Annotated in this window: 17 protein-coding genes and 2 pseudogenes; 9 read left to right on the forward strand and 10 right to left on the reverse strand. The window is 52.6% G+C overall.

The features are described from left to right. Together AC2FNB_RS15630 and AC2FNB_RS15635 are read right to left on the reverse strand one after the other, a co-directional pair. Nucleotides 1-833, reverse strand: a pseudogene (locus AC2FNB_RS15630) (type I secretion protein); the annotation flags it as partial. 98 nt (nucleotides 834-931) lie between these two features. Further along, a complete protein-coding gene (locus tag AC2FNB_RS15635) occupies nucleotides 932-3154 on the reverse strand; it encodes a hypothetical protein (protein WP_496747748.1) in 2223 nt (740 codons plus the stop codon). 583 nt (nucleotides 3155-3737) lie between these two features. On the opposite strand from AC2FNB_RS15635, the gene AC2FNB_RS15640 reads away from it, so the two are divergent. The 3 genes from AC2FNB_RS15640 (at nucleotide 3738) to AC2FNB_RS15650 (ending at nucleotide 6390) form a co-directional block, all read left to right on the forward strand. Further along, the gene (locus tag AC2FNB_RS15640; RefSeq protein WP_496747750.1) at nucleotides 3738-4505 is read left to right on the forward strand and encodes a helix-turn-helix transcriptional regulator; all 768 of its coding nucleotides are present in this window, start codon (nucleotides 3738-3740) and stop codon (nucleotides 4503-4505) included. A 76-nt stretch (nucleotides 4506-4581) separates the two neighbouring features. Continuing rightward, on the forward strand, nucleotides 4582-4995 hold the full coding sequence (locus AC2FNB_RS15645) for a hypothetical protein (protein WP_496747752.1): 414 nt from the start codon (nucleotides 4582-4584) through the stop codon (nucleotides 4993-4995). A gap of 291 nt (nucleotides 4996-5286) precedes the next feature. After that, nucleotides 5287-6390 (forward strand): hypothetical protein, encoded by a 1104-nt coding sequence (locus tag AC2FNB_RS15650; protein WP_496747755.1) that lies wholly within the window; start codon nucleotides 5287-5289, stop codon nucleotides 6388-6390. A gap of 154 nt (nucleotides 6391-6544) precedes the next feature. Here the strand turns inward: AC2FNB_RS15650 and AC2FNB_RS15655 are convergent, their stop codons facing one another. Then, nucleotides 6545-7627, reverse strand: coding sequence for an IS3 family transposase (locus AC2FNB_RS15655; protein ID WP_496747758.1), 1083 nt, complete (start codon nucleotides 7625-7627; stop codon nucleotides 6545-6547). A 41-nt stretch (nucleotides 7628-7668) separates the two neighbouring features. Between AC2FNB_RS15655 and AC2FNB_RS15660 the strand changes: the two are divergent. Continuing rightward, nucleotides 7669-7980: pseudogene (locus AC2FNB_RS15660) on the forward strand (IS3 family transposase); the annotation flags it as partial. A gap of 131 nt (nucleotides 7981-8111) precedes the next feature. After that, on the forward strand, nucleotides 8112-10046 hold the full coding sequence (locus AC2FNB_RS15665) for a caspase family protein (protein ID WP_496747760.1): 1935 nt from the start codon (nucleotides 8112-8114) through the stop codon (nucleotides 10044-10046). Between the two features lie 386 nt (nucleotides 10047-10432). Here the strand turns inward: AC2FNB_RS15665 and AC2FNB_RS15670 are convergent, their stop codons facing one another. The 5 genes from AC2FNB_RS15670 to ugpB all read right to left on the reverse strand — a co-directional run bounded on the left by AC2FNB_RS15670 (nucleotide 10433) and on the right by ugpB (nucleotide 15555). Further along, nucleotides 10433-11389: a glycerophosphodiester phosphodiesterase family protein gene (locus AC2FNB_RS15670; protein WP_496747764.1), complete on the reverse strand. Its 957-nt coding sequence runs from the start codon at nucleotides 11387-11389 to the stop codon at nucleotides 10433-10435. A gap of 5 nt (nucleotides 11390-11394) precedes the next feature. Next, on the reverse strand, nucleotides 11395-12444 hold the full coding sequence (locus AC2FNB_RS15675; protein WP_496747767.1) for a sn-glycerol-3-phosphate import ATP-binding protein UgpC: 1050 nt from the start codon (nucleotides 12442-12444) through the stop codon (nucleotides 11395-11397). A gap of 10 nt (nucleotides 12445-12454) precedes the next feature. Beyond that, nucleotides 12455-13306, reverse strand: coding sequence for a sn-glycerol-3-phosphate ABC transporter permease UgpE (ugpE, locus tag AC2FNB_RS15680; protein ID WP_496747769.1), 852 nt, complete (start codon nucleotides 13304-13306; stop codon nucleotides 12455-12457). Continuing rightward, on the reverse strand, nucleotides 13306-14187 hold the full coding sequence (ugpA, locus tag AC2FNB_RS15685) for a sn-glycerol-3-phosphate ABC transporter permease UgpA (protein WP_496747772.1): 882 nt from the start codon (nucleotides 14185-14187) through the stop codon (nucleotides 13306-13308). The genes ugpE and ugpA overlap by 1 nt, the downstream gene beginning before the upstream one ends. Before the next feature lie 66 nt (nucleotides 14188-14253). Then, nucleotides 14254-15555, reverse strand: coding sequence for a sn-glycerol-3-phosphate ABC transporter substrate-binding protein UgpB (ugpB, locus tag AC2FNB_RS15690; RefSeq protein ID WP_496747774.1), 1302 nt, complete (start codon nucleotides 15553-15555; stop codon nucleotides 14254-14256). 131 nt (nucleotides 15556-15686) lie between these two features. On the opposite strand from ugpB, the gene AC2FNB_RS15695 reads away from it, so the two are divergent. Then, nucleotides 15687-16640 (forward strand): LysR substrate-binding domain-containing protein, encoded by a 954-nt coding sequence (locus AC2FNB_RS15695; RefSeq protein ID WP_496747776.1) that lies wholly within the window; start codon nucleotides 15687-15689, stop codon nucleotides 16638-16640. Between the two features lie 2 nt (nucleotides 16641-16642). On the opposite strand, the gene AC2FNB_RS15700 is transcribed toward AC2FNB_RS15695, so the two are convergent. Together AC2FNB_RS15700 and AC2FNB_RS15705 are read right to left on the reverse strand one after the other, a co-directional pair. Beyond that, nucleotides 16643-17290 (reverse strand): response regulator, encoded by a 648-nt coding sequence (locus AC2FNB_RS15700; protein ID WP_496747778.1) that lies wholly within the window; start codon nucleotides 17288-17290, stop codon nucleotides 16643-16645. Next, nucleotides 17287-18315 carry a sensor histidine kinase gene (locus AC2FNB_RS15705; protein WP_496747781.1) on the reverse strand — a complete coding sequence of 343 codons (1029 nt, stop codon included), beginning with the start codon at nucleotides 18313-18315 and terminating at the stop codon, nucleotides 17287-17289. The genes AC2FNB_RS15700 and AC2FNB_RS15705 overlap by 4 nt, the downstream gene beginning before the upstream one ends. Nucleotides 18316-19046: 731 nt before the next feature. Here AC2FNB_RS15705 and AC2FNB_RS15710 point away from each other — a divergent pair. The 3 genes from AC2FNB_RS15710 to AC2FNB_RS15720 form a co-directional block, all read left to right on the forward strand. Then, the gene (locus AC2FNB_RS15710; protein ID WP_496747783.1) at nucleotides 19047-20633 is read left to right on the forward strand and encodes an ABC transporter substrate-binding protein; all 1587 of its coding nucleotides are present in this window, start codon (nucleotides 19047-19049) and stop codon (nucleotides 20631-20633) included. 66 nt (nucleotides 20634-20699) lie between these two features. Beyond that, nucleotides 20700-21797, forward strand: coding sequence for a M24 family metallopeptidase (locus AC2FNB_RS15715; protein WP_496747784.1), 1098 nt, complete (start codon nucleotides 20700-20702; stop codon nucleotides 21795-21797). Next, the coding region (locus AC2FNB_RS15720) for an ABC transporter permease subunit (RefSeq protein ID WP_496747787.1) at nucleotides 21797-22653 on the forward strand (857 nt) is incomplete at its 3' end. The genes AC2FNB_RS15715 and AC2FNB_RS15720, both read left to right, overlap by 1 nt.

Raw genomic sequence — 22653 nt, forward strand, 5'->3', positions numbered from 1 at the left:
CCTTCGAAGCTCCCTTCGCTATCAGATGAGGCCCATTCTCGCGGCAACGCGCTGATGTCGCTTTCTTCAGAACCCACATCCCGCGCCTTGTGATAGACGGGGAGCAACTCACTCCAGGAAGGAAGTTCTGCTGCCGCTTGGCCATTCACAATGATGCCGACCGCTTCCTGACCGGTCAACTGGAATACCTGCGCCCCTTCAACAGAGGTGGCCTCAGAAGATGCCATCGCTTTTGCAAAGACTTTGACCGTTTCCAGTGAAAGAAAATTGGAAAGCCCCAATGCCAACGAAGGTATCGCATGCAGTGCGTCAGCAAGATTCGAAAGTGCCTCGGCTTGTTCCAGTTTTGCTGGTATATCGCGAAGAACACCCTCGCCAAAGATGTCATTGTCGCTCAATTGAAGCTTTTGATCTGTATAAGTGAGTGCCGAGCCGGGGAAATTGTGTATGTCTTCAAGCGGCTGCTCTACGGGAAGATCTGGCGCATTCCGATCATCGCTGGAAAACAGCGGTATGTCGTTCTGCACAAACGCGGGCGGAGCGACACCCTCGACGATCAAGGGCGACGCAATAGAAACGGTTATCGGCAGTTCAACTGCTTCACCGGCGCCCAGTTTTTCTGCCACATAATCAGAAGCTACGTAGTTGCCAGGCGCCAATTCCAGATCAGATTTGACTACGATTTTCGTAGCATCTGGAATTTCTTCCAGATCCGCTTTTCGTCGAAGAGCCGTGAACTCTTCGTATTGATCTCTTAGTCGGGCCTTTTCTATCGTCAGGTCAAATAGACCGATAAAATGCGAAATGACTTCGGTAATATTGTCGAGCGCCATGGCAGGGTCCCTTTCGCTCGTATGATTAGGAAGACCGGGAAACCGGATTTCCGTAAACCGGGGCCGTCGAACGGCCCCGGCTATCTTCATTCAAGGATTCAGACGTCTGTATCGTCTGTTGCATAGGACGATGTCATCGCACCGCCAACCATGGTGGTGTCGACCGAGTTGCCCAATACATTTGCCCCCATGACAATCGATTGATTGAAGGCCGATGTATCGACCACGGCAGCCGCCGAAGCATAGGATTCACCAGTCACGATCCCGTCGCCACCATTGTTCGAGCCCCATTCGCCCGCGTTGCCGCCCATGCCTCCGTCACCGGAATATGCGCCGGACGCATCACCGCCATAAACGGCACCACCATAGGTATCACCACTGGCTGCGTCGGCCATCGAATATCCCGACGAACCGCCATTCGAGTTGCCTCCGGTACCGGTGCCTCCGGCGCCCGAGTATGCGGCACCATGAGCTGTGCCGGAGCCCGCGGAATTGGCATCATTGTCGCTGGTTGCGTCTCCACCATAACCAGCAATTGCCTTTGCAAGACTGTCCGCCGATCCGTCGGTATCGGATTTGGAGAACACATCTGCGGCGCCGCCATAGCCGCCTGTGTTGGCCGCGTCAGCCGATCCTGATCCGTCAGCTGCAGAGGCCGCATCAGACGTATTGCTGCCGCCGGCACCACCAGTACCATCCGCCGCGGATTTGCCAATCGATGAGCCGTCGGCAGCCCCATTGGATGTATTCGTGCCACCAGCGCCGCCGGTCGCGTCCGTATCCTGACTATTGTTGGCCTTGCCGCTCACATCGCCGGTATCTTGGTCGATGCTCGGCCCGTCTCCAGTAGTCTGATCGCCGACACCTTCGGCATTTGCCTTGCTTGTCGATGAGCCGCCAGTGCCGTCGCCGCCATTGGTATCACCACCAGTAGAGTCTCCATTGCCGGTCGAAGCTTTCTGGTTGCCACCGTTGTCATTGTTGGCTTTTTCGCCAGTGACTTCCTGATGGAGCGCGGCGATCGCCGCTTCGATCAAGCCGGAGAAGCCGCCATTACCACTGTCTCCGCCTTCGCCGTCTGCGGTGCTGCTAGCTGCGCCAAGTGCTCCGCCGATGGCTTTGTTGTCACCACCTTCGGCATCATTGGCCTCGGTGTTGCTGTCGCTCTTGTTGCTGTTCAGACCAACGCCGATTGCACCCGCATCGCCTCCATCGGCACCCTTGGCGGATGTATCGTTGTCAGCGTATCCACTGCTGTCAGCATCCGATGCCGACTTGTTGTCACCACCGTCTGCATCACCTTCGGCATTCGCTCCTGACAGGCCAAGACCAACGGCAATACCCAGCGAATCTGCGCTGCCGCCGTCGCCACCAGTCCCGGAGGATTCGGTATGCGACTTGGTTGCGTTGTCGCTTTTCGCGCTGCTGTCGGCGTCTCCGCCATCGCCGCCAACACTATCACCATCCGCATGCGCGCCTGAAAGGCCTACGCCTAGACTTGCGTTGTGTGCGTCGCCGGTATCGCCACCCTCGCCTCCGCCAGCCTTGGCGTTCGCGTCGCCGGTATCGCCGCCTTTGGCAATCGCGTCACTACCGTAGGTTTTACCTCCGGTTGCATCACCGCCGTAAGTGGTTCCGCCATCACCAGTATCGCCGCCGTCAGCATCCGCGCTTATGCCTTCTTCCGCATGAGCCTTGCCCCCGTGAGCGTTGCCGGATTGGTTGAATTCTCCAGTGTTGGAGACAGTCGGTGACTTCAGGGTGTCATTGTCATAGAGACTCGCTACCTGACTATTGATCGACGACATGTCATTGCCTTCGCCCTCGAGATCGATCTTGAGGTGCATGTCATCACCGGGATCATAGTTCACGTCTTTGCCGGCCGTTATTACATCGCCAACAGAAGCGTAGTCTCCGAGATCCAGGTCGACCTGATCGTCGTCGCGCGGAATCCACTCACCACCACCAAAGTCGATATTGATCGCATTCGAGTTGGAATTGTCGTTGCTGTCGTCACCTCCATTGGTGTTCTGCTGCTGTTGTTTCTGCGCTTGATCTTGACCTTGATCCTGCCCCTGCTTTTGGTTGTCTGCGTTATCGACCTTGTTGTCGACGTCGGTTTTTTGGGACTGCTCCTGATCCTGGGCGTCAGAAGTGTCAACAGATTGGTCTTGTTTTTGTTGTTGAGCGTTCACGTCCGCCTCTACAAATGCTTTATCCACTTGGATGTCTGTATCGAATGATGCATCGAGGTTTTCGACGACGACTTCATCGACTGTCGTGACTGTCGTGTTGTTTGAATTGGCTGCATTCCGTTTCATAGCAAGTAATCCATTTTCCTTGCGCCGGCCCGCCAGTCATGTAAAAGGCAGAAATGGGCGCGTTTAAAACAGATGAATCGAGCTTATCTCGATCCAGCAAAAACTTGTTTCTCCATAAATTTCTGCGTCACCTCCTTTGCGACCAGGCATCTTGCGCGCATATAAGAAAATTGGCGGGCAATACTTTTAGGGTAATTCTATAAATTAGACCCCCTATAGTTGCGGGAAAATTCGACTCTGGCCAGCCAATAATATGATTTACTTCTCCTAACGGCTTGATATTATTCATTTATATTCCACAGACATTCGTATTTGGGCTTTACTATTTTGGTGCGTGGACGAAATTTAAAAAAAATGGTCACAAAGATTATAAGGAATTTTGGCGAAACGATTATTCTTTACAGGGAAGTATTAATCTAAAGTTCTATCCGTCTCGCGATCTATCAACTCTCTGTTGATAATCATAGAAGTTTCCGCTAAACTTTGAGGAGAAATTTCGGATACATACATCTATTTGGTCAATTGATTGATTTTTGGGCAATATTTCTGGTTTTTGATCTGTGAATGATTTGGGGGGGGCGTGATGAGTCTGCTTGATTTCAATGGAACAGCCGGGTTATCTACTCGCTCGCCAACTGAAGTTGATGTATTGTTTTTGGGGAAGGAACTTTTCTTTTCGGGCCAAACTTTGATGAGTGTTCACGCCGAGTTTGGAGTGTTCGCATACAGATGCGAAACTCTCCGGCAAGCTCAGTCGGTATTTGAGAACAAAATGCCAACACTTCGCATGCTTGTTGTAGATCAACAGTTGGGCGAACATCTTCTGAACTATCCACAACCATATCTGGATGTGTCCGGGTCAGGATGTTTGGCTTTGGCTTACCGAAAAGAAGCCGCCGCCGAAGCGTTCTTTTTGCAATGGGACTGCCTAAAGCATGGTGAAATCGGGTTCTTGCCGATGAATGTAACACCCGATGTATGGCGGTCTGTATTAAGGTTACTACTGCATTACGAGCTTTTTATTCCTGCATTTCTGGCAAAGCTCGTCCAAAAAGATAAACCTCCCGTTCGGACATCAGGCACCTTTGGGCAATTTTGTGCAAATGATCAACAACCAGTTTGCGAAGGGTTGTACACTCGTTTGACGCGCAGAGAAAAAGAGGTTCTGCAACTAGTTTCTCATGGTCAAAGCAACAAGCAGGTGGCTTCTAACCTCGGAATAACAGAACACACCGTCAAACTTCACATGCATCATATTGTCAAAAAAATTGGTGTCAGTAACAGAACTGCTGCAGCCAACTTCTTTTTTGAGACGGTACCGGCTGAAAACCGACCAAAAGTCAGTGGTTGATAATCCCAAAATACGTTTTGATCGCCTAATCTTGCTAGTTGGGCGACTAAATTATATTTGGACAAACACCGAAAGCTTGCTGATCCATCTGATTGCGGGACTGTGCAAGACAGATAAAGAAGTAGCTGTTATTGTTTTTCTAACCCTGAATACCACTCGCGCACGTATCGATTTGGTTGAACGCCTTTCGAAAATGGATGGTAGTGACGAAAAAGCCCGAAGCTTGATACTCAAGCAAACGCAGCGCCTGACAAAACTCTCTGCAATCCGAAACAAATACAACCATTGCATATACTCTTTTGATCCTGACAGTGGAAATCCTCGAACAATACTGATGCGGATTGCAGATCGGAAAACAGATATCAAGCTTGGTCGCGCTGATATTGTAGATGATCTGGCGATCTTCCAGATTGAGGACGCTGTTGAAAAACTCACAAACGCAAACCAAGATTTGTGGCGGCTGATCAGGCAACTGAAGTATCCAATTTAGTTTTCCATAGGTCCTCGGCGTGGCGCAGTCGAGCGGCAAACGTCCTAGTTGCCTATCGCCTCCTAGGTGCCTATCGTCGGCAATAAATACGGAGCCTGGCTTGCTCTTACAGTGAACACTCAGGCGCCGGTGACGTCGTCGTCACTGGACCGGTTTCCTTACATCGCTTGTTACCACAGGCGTCTAGTGATTTCAGAAAACAAACCCAAGTTTTTAGTTGAGGAGCCTGACGCGCTAATATAGGTTCAGCCGAGCTTAGCATTAAGCTGTTGGAAAAAAGAGATAAAGCAAATGAAGTGCTTGCTGCACATTGGAATGCACAAGACCGGTTCGACAGCGATTCAATCGGCATTGGAAGGCTATGACGACGGGCACACATTTTATGCGCAGCTAGGATACCTGAACCACAGCATCCCAATCCGGACTGCCTTTTCTGACCATGATAACCTTACAAAATTTTCATACCAGTATGGCTTATCCCAAGAAAGCGCACCGACTCTTCGAGAACAAGTTCACATAGAATTGGAACAACAACTGGCTCGAAGCGACCGGCAGCGAATAATTATTTCGGGTGAAGACATTTCTCTGATGACATCGAAAGAGAAAGTTGACTTCTTGTCGTGGCTGACCCAACGATGCCAGTCTATCTCGGTGTTAATGTACGCGAGAGACCCTTTGTCTTTTGCGGCCAGTGCTTTTCAACAGACGGTGATGGGAGGCAATAGTGCAGAAGTCCCCTCAGCGGTTGATCCGCTGTACCGCGGAAGGGTGATGCCGTTCATAAATTTCCTTGGCCGTTCTAATGTTGAATTATACGACTACAACAGGAATGCACTGCGCGAGGGAGACGTCGTATTCGATTTATGCGAACGTTGGGGATTGGATTTCAAGCGAACAAAAACTCAATCGCCAAACTCATCATTGAGCGCCGACGCGTTGAAAATATTGCATGCGTTCAATCGATCAAATCCGATTTTTCGTGGTGATCCAGTCATGGACTCCGCCTATAAAAGATTGCAGGGTATCATTCGAAATGAGTTGAGGGAGGGAGAAGCCATAGACAAACGTGCTTTTGTATCTGTTGCGGTTTATAATGATTGCGATTGGTTGGCGAGAGAATTTGGAATTCAATTTAATAGATTACGCAACACTTGCCCCGAAGTTAACCTAACATCTTGGATGAATGAAATATCTCAATGTTCTCTAAATCGGCTTGAAAAAGTACTCGTCTCAAATGGTATAAGAATTGAAACAACGCGGAGACCCGAAATATTAGCGAACAGGTTGTACTATCTACTTCTAGGGATGGAATATGCCAAGAGCCTTCCGAAACCGCAGCAAGCCACGGTGCTGCGAAGAGTTCGCAACGTCGTCAGGAGATTGATTGGGCGCTGACCTGAGCCTCAAGTTTCCTTGGCGTTGTTGCGTAACTCGCGTTTGAGGAGTGAAGACCCTTACCCCGCCGACGTCAACCACGCGTTTGATTTCGGCGGTTCATGAGGGCGATGCGGATGCGGATTTCGTATCGACCCGGCGGAATCTGCTCAGGTTAAGCTACTAATTTGAGTGCCTCGTTTGGCGTCCACATGGCAAGGGCCTGGTGCGGGCGTTTGTGATTGTAGAACTGGATCCAGTCGCCGACAGAACGGGGCGCATGAGCCAGGCTTTCGAAGCGCTGGCGATGGACACATTGCTCTTTCAAGGATCGGATCAGCCGCTCCATCATGCCGTTCTGCTGAGGACAATGGGGCGTGATGAACTCCTGGCGCAGGCCGTAACTTTTGACCAGGGCCGTGTACTTCCGAGATGTGAAGACGAGGCCGTTGTCGCTGCGAAGCAGAAATGGCTCGTCGACTTTGCCCAATGTGCCGAAGCGCGCAATCAAGGCGTGTTCCAAAGCTGAAGCCGCCGTCGTCGCCTTGCCGGATCGCGACAGATGCCATCCCAAAAGTTCGCGGGTATGACAGCCCATCACCAGGGCTAGCGTGCACCAGCCATCCTTGCCTGCCCAGACACGCGCCAGATCGGTCGACCATCGTTCGTTTGGTTTCTCTGCGACGGACGGCAAGGCCTCAATCCGCGGCCGGGCGCCGGTCGGCCGTTTGCGCACTTGCCAGCCTTTGATCTGAAAGACCCGTTGCACCGTGTTCTTGTTGAAACCCAGAAGGTGCGCGACCGTGCGATAGCCAAACGACGGGTTCTCCTCGATCATGGACTTGATCGGCGCAATGAACCGATCGTCCAGCTTCGGCGCGGCCTTCATCGGCTTGTAGTAGACCGTGCGGCGCGGAACTCCGAACCAGGTGCAAAGCCTGGAGATCGGCACGGCGTCACCATCAGCGAGAAGGCCCTCATGAAGCGCCCGGAGCTCCAGCATGGCTTCGCCGTAAGCTTCCTGAAGGTCTTTGAGCTGCTTTCCATATTCCTGTCGAACGTCGAGCGGATTGGTCTTCAGGGCGTTCTCCATGCCCTTCTTGGCATCATCAACCCAACTCTCGATCTCTGATGGTGCCAGCTCGTAAGTCCGGCTCGCCTCGGCCACCGTCGTCTTGCCCTGAATGATCTCAACGACCAGCGCTGATTTGCGCCTAGCCGTCCATCGTTTCACTGCCTCTGTCATCGTATCGCTCATTGCTAGGTCCTTTCTTATAGCATGAGCAGGATTTCACTGGCTCGATACAGATGGCCGTAGCTCTGCGGCAGCCTCCCAAAGGCTGCCTCCGCCACACGGACCGTGGCAGCCAAAACTGCGCCCACAATTATCAGAAGCTCTTGCGTCAGCACGGCTTCCAAGTATCGATGAGCGGCAAAGGCAGCTGCTATGACAACTCCGCCTCCGAGACGTTCTTCAAGACGATCAAGGCGGAAATATTCTGGCGAAGATCGTTGCAAACGTGCAGAGACGTCGAACTGGCCATCTTCCAATACATCAACGGCTTCAACAATCCGCGACGGCAGCACGAAATCGGGACAGGTCCAGACTGAACACCCGGCCAGCGATCGAGACCTTGTCAGTTTGTAGTATCAACAGGTAGAACAATCATGGCCGCGATTGGTTGTTTCGAATTCTGCCGATACAACGCCACTGGTTTGTAGACTGTCGGAGCAATGGTCCCGTGATCCTAATCCGCTTGTTATTGGCGTTGGCGCTTGTATCGGTGAATGCTGTTGCGGCATTTGCGGAAAAAAGGGTTGCCTTGGTAATCGGTAACTCTGCTTATCAGGCGGTCAGCCCGTTGGACAATCCGATCAATGACGCATCAGATCTGGCAATTGCGCTAGAAGGGCTGGGATTTGAAGTATTTCTTGGTACGGATTTGCAACAAGCCGAAATGACGGCGATGGCTGACGCTTTTGCATCTGCTGCAGCGGATTCTGATGTCTCGTTGTTCTTCTACGCGGGTCATGGTTTTCAGGTCGAAGGGCAAAACTATTTGCTTCCTGTAGATGCCAAAATCTCATCGGCTCAAGATGTCGTCACACAGACTGTACCGATCAGCGAGTTCATCGCGCGTATGGAGAAATCGAAAGGTGTTCGACTGATTTTTTTGGATGCTTGCCGAGACAACCCGTTTGAAGACTCCGGTTTGAATGTGGGCGGTGACGGACTGGCGCGGGTCGGCAGTTCGGCTGATTTTCTTTTCGCGTATGCCACCCAACCAGACAATGTTGCCTACGACGGAACCGGAAGGAACAGCTTTTTTACGGAAGCTATGCTCAGCCATATTTATACTCCGGGACAGGATATTTCAGATATGATGATTTCGGTGCGCAGGGATGTTCTTGCAGCGACCGGAGGGCGGCAGATTCCTTGGGATAATTCCTCAATGACGCGGCAGTTCCGCTTTGACAACAGTCCGGCAACTGCTTCCGAAGAAACCCTGCTGTGGCAAGTGGCGGCAAGTGCGCAAGACCCAACGCTCATGCAGCTATATATGGATCGCTACCCCCAGGGATCTCACACTGGCGAGGTCGAGGCCTTTCTGGATCAGTTTGAAAAGATTGGAGCGCGAACCCGTGCCCTCGCGGTAGAGGATGAGGACGCTCAAGCCGAACGTTTGTGGAAGCTCGCACAACGCAGCCGGATGCGTCCTTTGCTGGAATTCTATATTGAGCAATATCCGGATGGTTCTCATTCAACCCAAGCCAAGCGATTGCTTCAGTCGATTCCACGACCCGAGGATTCAAGCCCTGGTGGAATCTGTGAAAGGCTGGCAACCCATCCTCGCGACCGAACGGCCAGTATCCCTGGTGTTCCGTTTGACCATCTGAAACAAAACGCCATGACGGCCATTCAGGCATGCAGCGCTGCGACCGTGCAATCACCAGATTTGCCCCACTACGTCGCTTTGCTGGCCCGAGCAACAATTGCGAGCGGTGATTTGGACAGGGCTGTGACTCTGTATAAGCAGGCTGCTGAGCGGGGTGACTTGCGCGCTATGGTATCGTTGGCGCAGCTCTATGAAAGCGGAACCGGAGTGTCTCGGAATACGGACCAGGCACTGGCGTTGTATGAACGCGCTGTCGAAGGCGGCAGTTTTGATGCGATGATCAATCTGGCTGTGATTCTGTTCCAAGGTCAAATTGTTGCCAAAGACGAACAGAGAGCGATATCCTTGCTCAAGCGCGCTGCTGATGGCGGTTCCCCCAAGGCAACTTTCAATTTGGGGGTATTGGCGCAGGATGGCATAGCTGGAATACCATCGCAGGCTCTTGGTTTTTTTCAGAAAGCGGCACGCGAGGGCGAATACCAGGGTTTCCTGGCCGCTGCTATTCTGTTGGACGAAGGCCGGGGTGTGCCACGGGATGCGACGCAAGCCGCTCGTACCTTGTTGCGTGGAGCCGCAGAAGATGACGGAACAATCATCAAACAACTGACCCAGGTATCCGACCAGTGGAAACGACAGACAATCATGGAAGTACAAAGACTGCTGCAGGAAGCGGGGCTGTACACCAGTGTGATCGACGGCCTGCCGGGACCGAACTTTACTTCGGCATTGCAGAGCTGGCGCAGTGGCGGTTTTAACCCGCTGGTCCTAGCGGAGAATTAAGCGGTTACGTGATTTTGAGACATGGGTTTGGTCAAATCCGACCGAGCTGCCAATTTGCGTGAATCCCACTCCAGGCGCTTAGCGCGGATGCGTCGTAAGCGTCCGTTGAACCCGACCTAACGCGTGCCGCTGGAGGGGGCTTAGTGTCCACCATCGATAGTGGACACTAAGGGGCACTCTATGAGCGGGCGGAAGAAGCGGTTTTGGGCGGATGAGGAGAAGCGCGAGATTTGTGCGCAGGCGGTTACGCCGGTGACTAGCAACTGTATGATCTACAATACCCAAAAGCGACGTAATCGGTTGAGCAGGTTTGCGCGCCTGAATCTTTGCCAAACGTACGCGAATATCCTCGTACTTGTCAAAAGCAGCCCGAGCCGAATTCATAGCTATGCCATCTCCGGGCAGCGATCCAGCCACGTGTACCCCCGTTCAATCAAGCGGCGCTGAACACGACCGGGATAGTCCGTGACGATGGAATCGATCTGCAGATCGATCATTTGATCAATGGCTTCTGGTTCGTTAACGGTCCAAACCGCGACGCAAAGATCAAGTTCACGCGCACGCGCCATGTCGGTGGCGGTAATATCCGAGTAGCGCGGGCACCAAAACTGGCCACCCGCCTGGTGTACCAAATCGGGTAAACTCACCACCCCACTGCTCAGATCCGGGCCAACCGACTTGGAAGAGTCCTCACCAATCTCGTCTTTGTTTGTGGGTAGCTCAGAAAGGTAGGAAGTCGGGATATCAGGTGCTTGATTGCGACACTCACTCAATAGGTTCCAGTCAAAACTGTGCAAGATTGTTTTTTCTTCTAGATTCGCGGTGCGAATGTCGGCAACGACTGCGGCAACCAAATCCCTGCGCCACTCGAAATCATTCAGAATTTCAGGGTCCGACTTGATTTCCAGCATTAAATGAACATCGCGATGTTCAGGCTGGTTAACTAGATCAAACAGTTCGCTCAGGCGCGGTATACCTATGCCGTACAGAAATGCCTGATCTGGGAAGCGTTTACCATAGTCGCTTTGTCCATCCAATCCTCCTACATCGAACCTCGAAAGCTCTGTCATGGAAAGAGAGGAAATCTTACGCTCTTCTCCGCGCAGCCACTGTCCGTTCGGATCACGAACCATGGCATTGCTAAGTCGGTGATTGTGCGTGACGACAGGAACCCTGTCCCCGCTCATCGCAACATCGAACTCCAATAGCTTGACACCGCAGGAAAGTGCGAACTCAAATCCCGCCAAGGTGTTTTCCGGCAGAATTCCACGTGCCCCACGATGACCGATGATGCGGATGGTTCGGGTATCGCCCGAAAATGCCTTGATCTGAGGAAATCTCATCCGAGTCACATTCGTTTCTCGGTTGCAGGGTCAAACAGATGCACCAAATCCGGATCGATCGAAAACCGCCGAGTTTTCCCTTGATTGATGGTTGTATGTCCCGGAACGGACGCAATCAGTTCTTGATCTGAGTTTTGCAGGCGCCCGTGCAAAAGGGTGTTGGCTCCTAGTTGCTCCAGGAGATCAATTTCCAATGCGATAGGCCCACCTTCATTCGGGATCAGATGTTCAGGGCGCAGGCCAACGATTGTTTCGCCAGTGAACTGTGTGCCCAACGGAATCGCCGCGTTATTCGGTAAGATAGCCTGACCTTCATCAACCTTGACCTTTACGAAGTTCATGGCAGGACTTCCAATGAAGCCGGCGACAAATATCGATTCCGGTTTGTCATATAGTTCGATTGGTGTTCCGAACTGTTCCACATAACCGCCATTCAACACCATGAGCCGATCTCCCAAGGTCATGGCTTCGACCTGATCGTGAGTCACGTAGATCGAGGTAACACCTAGCCGTTGTTGCAGCTTTCGGATTTCCAAACGCATCTGTACTCGCAACTTGGCATCCAGATTGGAAAGCGGTTCGTCAAACAGGAAAACCTGCGGATCTCTGACGATCGCCCGACCCATGGCGACACGTTGGCGCTGTCCGCCGGACAACTGACGCGGCTTCCGGTCAAGGTACTGTCGGATCTCAAGAATGTCCGCAACGTCTTCGACCCGACGGGCAATTTCGTCTTTCGGCAGTTTGCGGATCTTAAGGCCGTAGGAGATGTTATCTCGCACGGACATATGCGGATACAGGGCATAGTTCTGGAAAACCATTGCAATGTCGCGTTGCGCGGGTTCCAGATCATTCACGCGTTGATCTCCGATGCGGATTTCGCCTGATGTCACGGTCTCCAGTCCGGCAATCATTCGCAAAAGGGTGGACTTACCACAGCCCGAAGGGCCGACGATGACGATAAATTCGCCATCAGCAATCTTTCCTTCGATGTGGTGCAACACTTCGGTCTGCCCATAGGATTTGACCAGGTCTTTTAGGTAGATTTCAGCCATTGTGGGCACCCTACTTATCTGTTTCCGTCAAGCCCTGAACAAAGAGCCTTTGCATCGCGATGACGACGATAATCGGTGGGATCATCGCCAACAGCGCGGTCATCATGATGATGTTCCAAAGCGGCGTTTGTTCGGCGGCTTCAAGCATCTGCTTTATCGACATCACGATTGTGGTCATCGATGTGTCGGTTGTAATCAGCAGCGGCCACAGATACTGGTTCCAGCCGAAAATGAAGAGAATTACGAACAAAGCCGCAATATTCGTCCGCGACATCGGCAGTAGAATGTCCCAAAAGAAACGCATCGGGCCTGCACCGTCGACGCGTGCACTTTCCAGCAATTCGTCGGGTACCGTCAGAAACACCTGCCGGAACATGAATGTAGCCGTTGCCGACGCGATCAACGGGATCGACAACCCCCAGTAACTGTTCAGCATTCCAAGATTGGCGACAACTTCGAAAGTAGGAAGAATCCGTACTTCGACCGGCAGCATCAAGGTGATGAAGATTAGCCAGAAACTCAGCATGCGGAACGGGAACTTGAAATACACGATGGCAAAGGCCGATAGTAGTGAGATTGCGATTTTGCCGATCGCTATCATCAGGGCCATTGCCAGGCTGTTAAGCAACATCAGCCATACAGGGGCTATTTCGGTTCCTCGCAGACCTGCCCCGAACAACGTTTGTTTGAGGTTTTCCCATAGGTAACTCCCCGGCAGTAGAGGTAGAGGGGCTTGGCTCATGCGCAATTCGCTGTGAGTTGCCGCAACAAAGGTGATCCATACAGGTAGCGCAATGGCGACGACGCCCAGGATCAGAACGATGTGGGTGACCAGATTTGTGATAGGCCGGTTCTCGATCATCAGTATTCCACCTTTCGCTCGACATAGCGGAACTGGATCACAGTCATGGCGATGACAAGAACCATCAGGATGACCGACTGCGCCGCCGACCCCCCAAGATCGAGGCCTACGAAACCATCATTGAATACCTTGTAGACAAGAATTGTGGTTGACGTTCCGGGGCCTCCTTGTGTGACTGCATGGATAATCCCGAAGGTTTCAAAAAAGGCATAGACCATGTTGATCACCAGCAAGAAAAAAGTCGTGGGTGAAATCAGTGGGAAAATAATTGTCCAGAAACGGCGCGATGGGCCAGCGCCGTCGATTGCTGCAGCTTCGATAACACTGTTCGGGATCGACTGCATCGCCGCAAGATAGAACAGAAAGTTATAGGCAACCTGTTTCCACGCGGCGGCTAGAATAACAAGAAACATGGCTTGTCCGCCGCTCAGGTAATGGTTCCATTCGATTCCGACGAATTCAAGGAGGTATGGTAAGATACCCAACGTGGGATTGAACATAAAAACCCAAAGCGCGCCCGCCAGAACCGGAGCAACGGCATAGGGCCAGATCAGCATCGTACGATAGAACAAGGCGCCGCGCAGCACCCGCTGCGCAAATCCTGCCAAGAACAACGCAAAGATCATCGAAAGCGCCGCGACGGCCAACGAGAAGTATGCGGTCCGCCAGAACGTCGCAATGTAACTTTTGTCTGACCAGAGCAGTTCATAATTTTCCAGCCAAACGAATTCAGTTCCGAGACCAAACGCGTCTTCGATGAGAAACGATTGATAGACTGCCTGGCTGGCGGGCCAAATGAAAAACACCAAGGTGATGACAAGCTGCGGCGCCACAAGGAGATAGGGCAGCGGCGACGTCGGGAAATGCACGCGCTTCAGCATGGCGGACTCCAGATGGCGTCAGACCCCGCAGGGCATTACCCTGCGGGATCAACAAGTTGTATAGTATCAGTTTGCCGTGCGTTCGAATTTGCGCAGCAGATCGTTGCCGCGTTCCACAGCCGCATCAAGCGCCTCGGCGGCGGATTTGTTGCCAGCCCAGACTTCCTCCATCTCTTCGTTGATCACGTCGCGGACCTGAACGAAGTTGCCAAAGCGCAAACCTCGGCTGTTCGGAGTTGGCGTGTTTAGGCTGAGCTGCTTGATTGCGGTATCTGTGCCAGGATTCGCATCATAGAAACCCTGTTCTTTGGACAAAACATAAGCGGCGGTGGTGATCGGAACATATCCGGTCTCCTGATGCCACCACGCCTGCACTTCGGGCGAGGACAGGTATGTCAGGAACTTGGCGACGCCGGGATATTCGGCTTCGTCCCGCCCACTCAGAACCCACAAGGTTGCGCCACCGATGATCGAGTTTTGCGGCGCGTCGGAAACCGACGTGTCCAGCGGCAACATTGTCTGACCAAATTCGAACTCAGCTTGTGATTTGATCGAGCCGTAATAGGCTGACGAGTTCATCCACATTCCGCATTCGCCATTTGTGAACATTGGCAAGCTGTCGCCGCGACGCCCGCCATACACGAACAAGTTGCCGTCGGACATGGAAGCGATGTCGTCCAGACGCGCCGCGACTTTTTCGTTGTTGAAGGTGAATTCGGTGTCAAACCCGGCAAAGCCGTTTTCCTTTGTGCCGATCGGCATATTGTGCCATGCCGAGAAGTTTTCGATCATAACCCAGGATTGCCATCCAAAGGAAAGCCCGCATTTCATGCCGTTGTCGACCAGCTTCCGAGCCGTCTCCTTGACTTCGTCCCAAGTGGCGGGAACCGAAGCACCGGCTGCATCCAGCGCATCCTTGTTGTACCAAAGGACAGGCGTGGAGCTGTTGAACGGCATTGAAAGCAGTTCGCCCTCAGGAGTTTGATAATAGGACACCACCGCCGACAGATAGTCGCCGCCATCAAACGGTTCACCGGTATCGTTCATCAGTTGTTCCACGGGATAAATGGCGCCCTTTGCGGCCATCATGGTGGCAGTGCCAACTTCGAACACCTGAACGATTGCCGGGTGCTCCTTGGCGCGGAAGGCCGCAATCGCAGCGGTCATGGTTTCAGTATAGTTTCCCTTATATACAGGGACGATCTTGTAATCACTTTGCGTCGCGTTGAAGTCCTCTGCAATCTTGTTGACCCGCTCTCCGTTTGTGCCGCCCATGGCGTGCCACCACTGAACTTCGGTCTGAGCCAGCGCGGTCGTTGCCATCGCCGCTGCTATGGAAGACGCTACAAAAATGGATTTGACAGACATTGTTACCTCCCGATGCGTATGTATGACACAGCATTTGAGCAACTAAACCAATAATGCAAGCAAAAGTTTTTTGACAAATAATATAACAAAATATTATCCACAAAGCATCGATACCTGGCACAGGTGGACGGATGAAATTCAAACTCAGGCAACTCGAAGCCTTTCAAGCAGTGGCGCAGACCGGATCGATGACCCGAGCTGCACAAGTGCTGGAAGTATCGCAACCTGCGGTAAGTCGACTACTGTCGGATTTTTCAAAAACCGTGGCTGTAGATCTGTTCGTTCGCGAAGGCGGGCAATTGGTCCCAACCAGTGAAGCGAGGTACCTGTTATCCGAGGTTGGGCGCATCTTTGACAGTTTGCGCCATTTGGAAGATCTCAACCGAGACCTGTCGGAGCGCACGGCTGGTCACTTGAGAATTGCGTGTCTGCCGGGGTTTGCCACCAGTCATCTGCCTGCTGTTCTTGCCGACTTCTTGAAGGAAAGACCCGGTGTAACGGTAACGCTGGAACCAGATCGGCCAGAGCGCATCCTTGAGTGGATTGTCGGAGAGCAATACGATTGCGGTATCACTGACGGATTTACTGGACACCCCACTGTTGAAAGCGAAGACATAAAAATTCGAACAGTTTGTGTCGTCCCTGAGAGGCATCCTCTAGCCGAAAGAGAAATCATCAACCCGATCGATCTGCAAGCCGAGAAAATCATCCACACTCGTCGGGACAGTAACTTTTTTGGCCATCTGTCGACGGCCTTTGCGGATTATGGAGTGCTGATCAATTCGTGGATTGAAGTTCGACAATTCACCACCGCCTGTATGTTTGTCAGTCAAGGGCAGGGGGTTTCTGTTGTATCGTCTCTGGACGCCGAACCATTTCGCGGAAAAGGATTGGAAATACGGGGGTTCGAACCCAACGTTCCACATCGGCTTTCGATCCTAAAGCCAATTGCGGGAAGCAGGTCATTGCTGGCTTTGGATTTTTTGGATGCTTTTGTAGAAAGCCTTTCACCGTTCCGGTGTGCTGACGAGTATGGTGCGCGAACCCGCACAAGCGGGCGCGCAGGAAAGCCAGCGGGGAAATAGTGTCAGTGGTGGCCCCAATGGCTTTGCGCCAAAAGCGCGGCTTCGGTGCGATTCCGGACATGCAGCTTTTGTAAGATTGCAGTCATATAGTGCTTAACAGTTTTTTCTTGCAGATCGAGGGCCAACCCGACTTCCTTATTGCTTTTTCCCTGCGAGACCAGCCGCAAGATGTCTTCTTCCCGTTTCGACAATGTACCAATGGGGTTGGCCCGTTCAACTGGTTGGCGCGGACGGTTCATCCGAGTCAGAACCTTGGCGGCCAGGGAGGGTGCAACATAGCTGCGGCCCGCTACCAAATCTGTCAAGACCCGGATCAACTCACGCGAGCCAACGCCTTTGAGCACATAGCCTGAAGCACCGGCAGAAAGTGCCGCCAGTATGGAGTCATCATCTTCGGAAACTGTGAGCATGGCAACCAACGCCTTGTGTTCACCCTTGGCTATTTGGGTCAGAGCCCATTGCCCCCCGTCCGGCATGGACAGATCAAGCAAGACCAGGTCGGGCTTCAGACTGGAAGTCAATTCTACGGCTTCCTTTCCGGTCGTCGCTTGCCCGACGACTTCGAAATCCTTACTTTCGTCCAAGGTGCGGGCAACGCCTTCGCGAAACAGCGGGTGATCATCGGCCAATACGACGCGGGTTTTGATCATCTGTGATCTCCTGTTTCAAACATCATGCAAATCTCGCCGCCGCCTTCCTGTCGGTTTGATGTGCGGAAAGTGCCGCCGAGGCTTTCAACGCGGTCGCGCAATCCGCTTAGGCCAAGGCCGAGACTGGGACCATCCGGTCCGAACCCTGTGCCGCGATCCCTCACGGCAAGTGACAACGACTGCTTGTCGCATTTCATTTGGACTTCCAAGCCGGTTCCGCCACCATGGCGCGAAGCATTATTCAGGCCTTCCTGGACAAAGCGATATATACAGATCCTTTCCGCTGGAGATGCATGGAAACTTTCACATTCACATAGAACAGAAACGTCGTGTTCCGAACGGTTCTCATGAGCGCTGACGGCTTTTGCGACAACGTCACAAAGCTGGATATCAGCGATGTTGGGCAATGACAGGCCCTGCGATATGAATCGTACTTCATCCATGGCCTGTTTTAAGGCCTCGTTGACGCCATCAAGTTCGGAACGAGCAGCATCATCGGTTTGCTTTTCGCGCAAATCGTCAAGGCGCAGAGCCGCGAAAGCCAGATATTGCGCCGGACCATCATGCAAATCGGCTCCGATCTGAAGTAGCGCGTGCTCTGTACTGGCCGCCGATCTGGCCGCCGCTTCCTGAACCCGTCGACGCAGATCGAGATTGCGTGCGGACAAAGCTCGTAAATCCCGGAACTGCGAATTCAATCCTGCGCGTTGGCGCTCTATCGTGCGGCTGCCGCGGCGCACGATCAGGTATAACGCAGCTCCGATAGCCGATATGACACCAACCACAGTGGCCCAAGCGGTTTGGCGCGCGGCGACAAGATCGTTACGTAGCTGCGGGTTAGCCTCATAAATCTCCGCCACAGCAATGACTTCGCCGGTCCATACTTCATGGATCGGGGAATAGACCTCCAACAAAGGTAGGCCAAGCGCACTTTCGTTTTCAGCCTCTTCGTCACCAACTTCCTCGAATTCACCGCTCACTTGGCCTTGCCAAGCTGCTTTCAAGGGCGGGGTGACTTCAAACACTCGGTTGATCAGACTGCGGTCGGATGCTTCGACAATGCGCCCGCCTTTTTTCCAGATTTTGTAGGATACGATGCGCTCACCAAGCGGTGTGTTATTGAAAATCTCATCCAGAGCGCGCTGAGCGTTTTCAGACAGCTCATCGCTGTCGGCAAGCTGTTGCGAGATCGGAGAGACAAAGCTCTCCATATAAAGCGCGGTTGCGTTTGCGGTATTGCGGACGACGCTTTCTTCGATCCGGCGAGTGACTATTGCTCCGACGATAAGGGCTGCGAAGACCAACACCACGCCTCCAGTAAGACCAAATTGAGTGGCCAAAGACATATTCTGCCATAGCGAGGCATATCGCCGAATGATTGTCATATACCCATAATCCTCAACACGTCCGACAAGAAAAGGGACTTTGGTCGGAATGTGCGACCGACTGTGGCCATCGATCAGGCGTCCGGTTTTGATCCAGGTTATTCTTGTGATTCCTGATCATAAGGCCCTGCGAGATCTTGAGGCCGGGTAACAATCGTCTCCGTTGTGATTGTTTTTTGTTATTTTCGTTCCAATAGCGCGGAGTCTCGATCACTTCCATTGCTCTGTGAAAAATCCCGTACGAATGAGGTTGATATTGGATACAATATACTAAAAACATCATACAGTTTCCCCGTCAGCGAATGTGACCGGGAAGTTGCCTGAATTCTGATGTGCTGAAGCGATCAGAAATAATAACAAGGGAGTAAACAATGAAATCCAAGATTTTAGCGGCAACTACCGCAATAGGACTGATTGCGGGACCAGCTCTTGCGGGCGGAACGCTTGTCTATTGCTCAGAAGGTTCACCGGAAGGGTTCGACCCGGCGTTGTTCACGGCGGGCACCACGTTCGACGCCTCATCACACCCCATCTATAACCGCTTGATGGAGTTCGAAACCGGAACCACCAACGTAATTCCGGGACTGGCTGAAAGCGTCGAAGCCAGCGATGACGGTCTTGAATACACATTCACGCTGCGAAAGGGCGTCAAATTCCATTCGAATGACGAATTCACACCCACTCGCGACTTCAATGCCGATGACGTGATTTTCACGTTCGAACGTCAGCGGCTTGAAGACCATCCGTTCAACAAAGTGAACGGCGGGACATGGGAATACTTCAACGGTATGGGAATGCCGGATTTGGTGAAATCGGTCGAAAAACTCGACGATCACACTGTTAAGTTCACACTGAATACGCCCGAAGCACCGTTCGTGGCCAATATGGCAATGGACTTTGCCTCCATCCTGTCTGCGGAATATGCGCAGGCAATGATGGATGCGGGTACACCAGAAAAGATCAACACCAACCCGATCGGCACCGGCCCGTTCGAAATGGTGGCGTATCAGAAAGACGCTGTCATTCGCTATCAGGCAAACGCCGACTATTGGAACGGAAAAGCCGATATCGACCAATTGATCTTTGCCATTACTCCCGATGCTTCGGTGCGCTACCAAAAGCTGAAAGCGGGCGAATGCCACGTCATGCCTTATCCAAACCCGGCTGATATTCAGGCGATGAAGGATGACCCCGCCATCAATGTGATGGAGCAGGAAGGCTTGAACGTCGGATATCTGGCGTACAACACCACCATGGCACCCTTCGACAATCCCAAGGTCCGCAAGGCGCTGAACATGGCCATCGACAAAAATGCGATCATCGATGTCGTGTTCCAGGGTTCGGGCCAGGCAGCCAAGAACCCAATCCCCCCGACAATGTGGAGCTACAACGAAGCAATTGTCGATGATGCTTATGATCCAGAAGCTGCAAAGGCAGCTCTGGAAGCCGAAGGCGTTTCGGATCTGAGCATGAAAATCTGGGCAATGCCGGTGCAGCGTCCCTACAACCCAAATGCACGCCGCATGGCCGAACTTATCCAGGCAGACTTCGCCAAAGTCGGTGTGGATGTGGAAATTGTGTCCTACGAATGGGGCGAATACCTGTCGCGCTCGAAGGAGCTGAACCGTGACGGTGCTGTTTTGCTCGGTTGGACCGGTGACAATGGGGATCCGGACAATTTCCTGGCAGTATTGTTGGGCTGTGACGGTGTTGAAGCTTCGAACCGAGCGCAGTGGTGCCATGAGCCGTTCGACAACGTCATCAAGCAGGCCAAGCAGTCCACGGACGTAGCCGAGAGGACCAAGCTTTATGAAGAGGCCCAGGTCATCTTCAAAGAGCAAGCGCCGTGGGCCACTATTGCGCATTCGGTCGTGTTCATGCCGATGGTAAACAACGTGAAGGGCTACAAGGTTCATCCGCTTGGTGGACACATCTTCTATGGCGTGAGCGTCGAATAACCATCTGAACCTGAACCGGGGCTGCAAATGCGGCCCCGGTTCTTTTTGTCTGCGGAGACATAGCCAATGACTGATCGCCTTGCCGATTATCGTCAGGTTGCTCGCGATCTTTCGGTCGATGCGGTGGCCTTGGTGCCCGGGCCGAATTTCACGCGTGCACTTGGCCATAGTTTCATGAGCCATGAACGCCCATTCCTTGTCATCATCCCTGTACAAGGTAAACCTGCGGCCATTGTTCCTAATCTCGAACTGGACAGCTGGGATCTCGTGGGGTTCGAAGGCGACGTTTTTGATTGGAAAGATCATACGGGGTATTCTGATGCTTTTGCGGCTCTTGCAACGCAGCGACCAATCCAAAGGGTGGCCGTCGAAGGTCAAGTGATGCGCGTTTTCGTACATCATGCGTTGATGCAAGCCTATGAAGAACTGCAGATCATTGATGGGGAGCGTGAAATTTCAGGCTTGCGGATGATCAAGTCCGCCGAAGATATTGCTGCTCTCGAAACTGCAATCGCAATTTCGGAGCGGGCTTTGTTTCGTGTTCTGGAGAATGTGCAGATCGGGCAGACGGAGAAACAAGTTGAAGCCGCATTAATACACGCCCTATTCGCAGAGGGGGCGGATGATATGGCTTTTTCACCTATTGTAGCGGCAGGAGAAAATACGGCCCTCCCGCATGCGCACGCTCGAGAAGATTACAAGATCAAAGCAGGTGATGCTTTGTTGTTCGATTTCGGTGCGAGGAAACATGGTTTTGCCGCCGACATAACTCGGACCGTATTCGTGAAGGAAGCCTCAGATGAGGCGCGAGATGTCTATAACACCGTCCTTGCCGCAAACATGAAGGGTCTCGAAGTGACCTGCGCCGGTGTAACCGCACATCAGATTGACGATGCGGTTACAGGCGTTTTGGAGGCATCGCCTTATGCAGATCGCATTCGCACCAAAACCGGTCATGGGCTGGGGCGGGATGTTCACGAGGCACCCTATGTCATGCGCGGCAATCACACGGTTCTTCCCGCTGGAACTGTGTATACGAATGAGCCCGGCCTCTATGCAGTAGGCAAATTCGGTGTCAGGATCGAAGACGATGTTCTGGTAACCGCAGACGGCTATCGCAGCCTTACAACCTTTCCAAAAGACCTCATGGTCGTGGGACGCTGATGCTACGCTATCTATTTGCAAGATTGGGAACGTTCATTCCGACTTTCATCGGAGTGACGCTGATTTCCTTCATGTTCATCCGGATTCTGCCTGGTGATCCCATTATTGTCATGGCCGGAGAACGCGGCATGACCGAAGAACGCTATCAGGAGATGGTGGAAAAACTCGGTTTCGACAAACCGGTCTGGCAACAATACACCGATTATCTATTTGGCGTGATGCAAGGCGATCTGGGCGAAAGCTTCGTTACCAAGAAACCGGTTTGGGATGAGTTCTTTTCGCTGTTTCCGGCAACTCTGGAACTATCGATCTGTGCCATGATTTTTGCGGTCGCACTTGGTCTTCCCGCTGGAGTAATTGCCGCTGTGAACCGGGGTAAATTGTTCGACAGGCTGCTGATGTCATCGGCTTTGGTCGGCTACTCGATGCCGATCTTCTGGTGGGCACTGCTGTTGATTATCGTATTTTCGGGCAATCTGGGTTGGACGCCGGTTTCAGGCCGCATCGATTTGATATATTGGTTCGACAACGTAACTGGCCTGATGCTAGTTGACAGCTTGCTTTCGGGGCAGGAGGGCGCATTCAAGTCTGCCGTTCGTCACCTGATCTTGCCGACAATCGTTCTGGGGACAATTCCACTTGCGGTTATTGCGCGCCAGACCCGTTCGGCGATGCTTGAGGTGTTGGGCGAAGATTATATACGCACCGCCCGCGCAAAAGGTCTCAGCCCATCACGTATCAATGGTCTCCATGCGCTGCGCAACGCACTGATCCCGGTCATCACGGTGATCGGCCTTTCGGTCGGAACGCTATTGGCCGGCGCCATTTTGACCGAAACAATCTTTAGCTGGCCGGG

It is taken from the genome of Ruegeria sp. BHSB058 (genome assembly GCF_059613285.1).

Coding starts and splice junctions, on each gene's coding strand:
- AC2FNB_RS15635 (WP_496747748.1), bottom strand. CDS start 3,154: ATGAAACGGAATGCAGCCAATTCAAACAACACGACAGTCACGACAGTC.
- AC2FNB_RS15640 (WP_496747750.1), top strand. CDS start 3,738: ATGAGTCTGCTTGATTTCAATGGAACAGCCGGGTTATCTACTCGCTCG.
- AC2FNB_RS15650 (WP_496747755.1), top strand. CDS start 5,287: ATGAAGTGCTTGCTGCACATTGGAATGCACAAGACCGGTTCGACAGCG.
- AC2FNB_RS15655 (WP_496747758.1), bottom strand. CDS start 7,627: ATGAGCGATACGATGACAGAGGCAGTGAAACGATGGACGGCTAGGCGC.
- AC2FNB_RS15670 (WP_496747764.1), bottom strand. CDS start 11,389: ATGAGATTTCCTCAGATCAAGGCATTTTCGGGCGATACCCGAACCATC.
- AC2FNB_RS15675 (WP_496747767.1), bottom strand. CDS start 12,444: ATGGCTGAAATCTACCTAAAAGACCTGGTCAAATCCTATGGGCAGACC.
- ugpE (WP_496747769.1), bottom strand. CDS start 13,306: ATGATCGAGAACCGGCCTATCACAAATCTGGTCACCCACATCGTTCTG.
- ugpA (WP_496747772.1), bottom strand. CDS start 14,187: ATGCTGAAGCGCGTGCATTTCCCGACGTCGCCGCTGCCCTATCTCCTT.
- ugpB (WP_496747774.1), bottom strand. CDS start 15,555: ATGTCTGTCAAATCCATTTTTGTAGCGTCTTCCATAGCAGCGGCGATG.
- AC2FNB_RS15695 (WP_496747776.1), top strand. CDS start 15,687: ATGAAATTCAAACTCAGGCAACTCGAAGCCTTTCAAGCAGTGGCGCAG.
- AC2FNB_RS15700 (WP_496747778.1), bottom strand. CDS start 17,290: ATGATCAAAACCCGCGTCGTATTGGCCGATGATCACCCGCTGTTTCGC.
- AC2FNB_RS15710 (WP_496747783.1), top strand. CDS start 19,047: ATGAAATCCAAGATTTTAGCGGCAACTACCGCAATAGGACTGATTGCG.
- AC2FNB_RS15715 (WP_496747784.1), top strand. CDS start 20,700: ATGACTGATCGCCTTGCCGATTATCGTCAGGTTGCTCGCGATCTTTCG.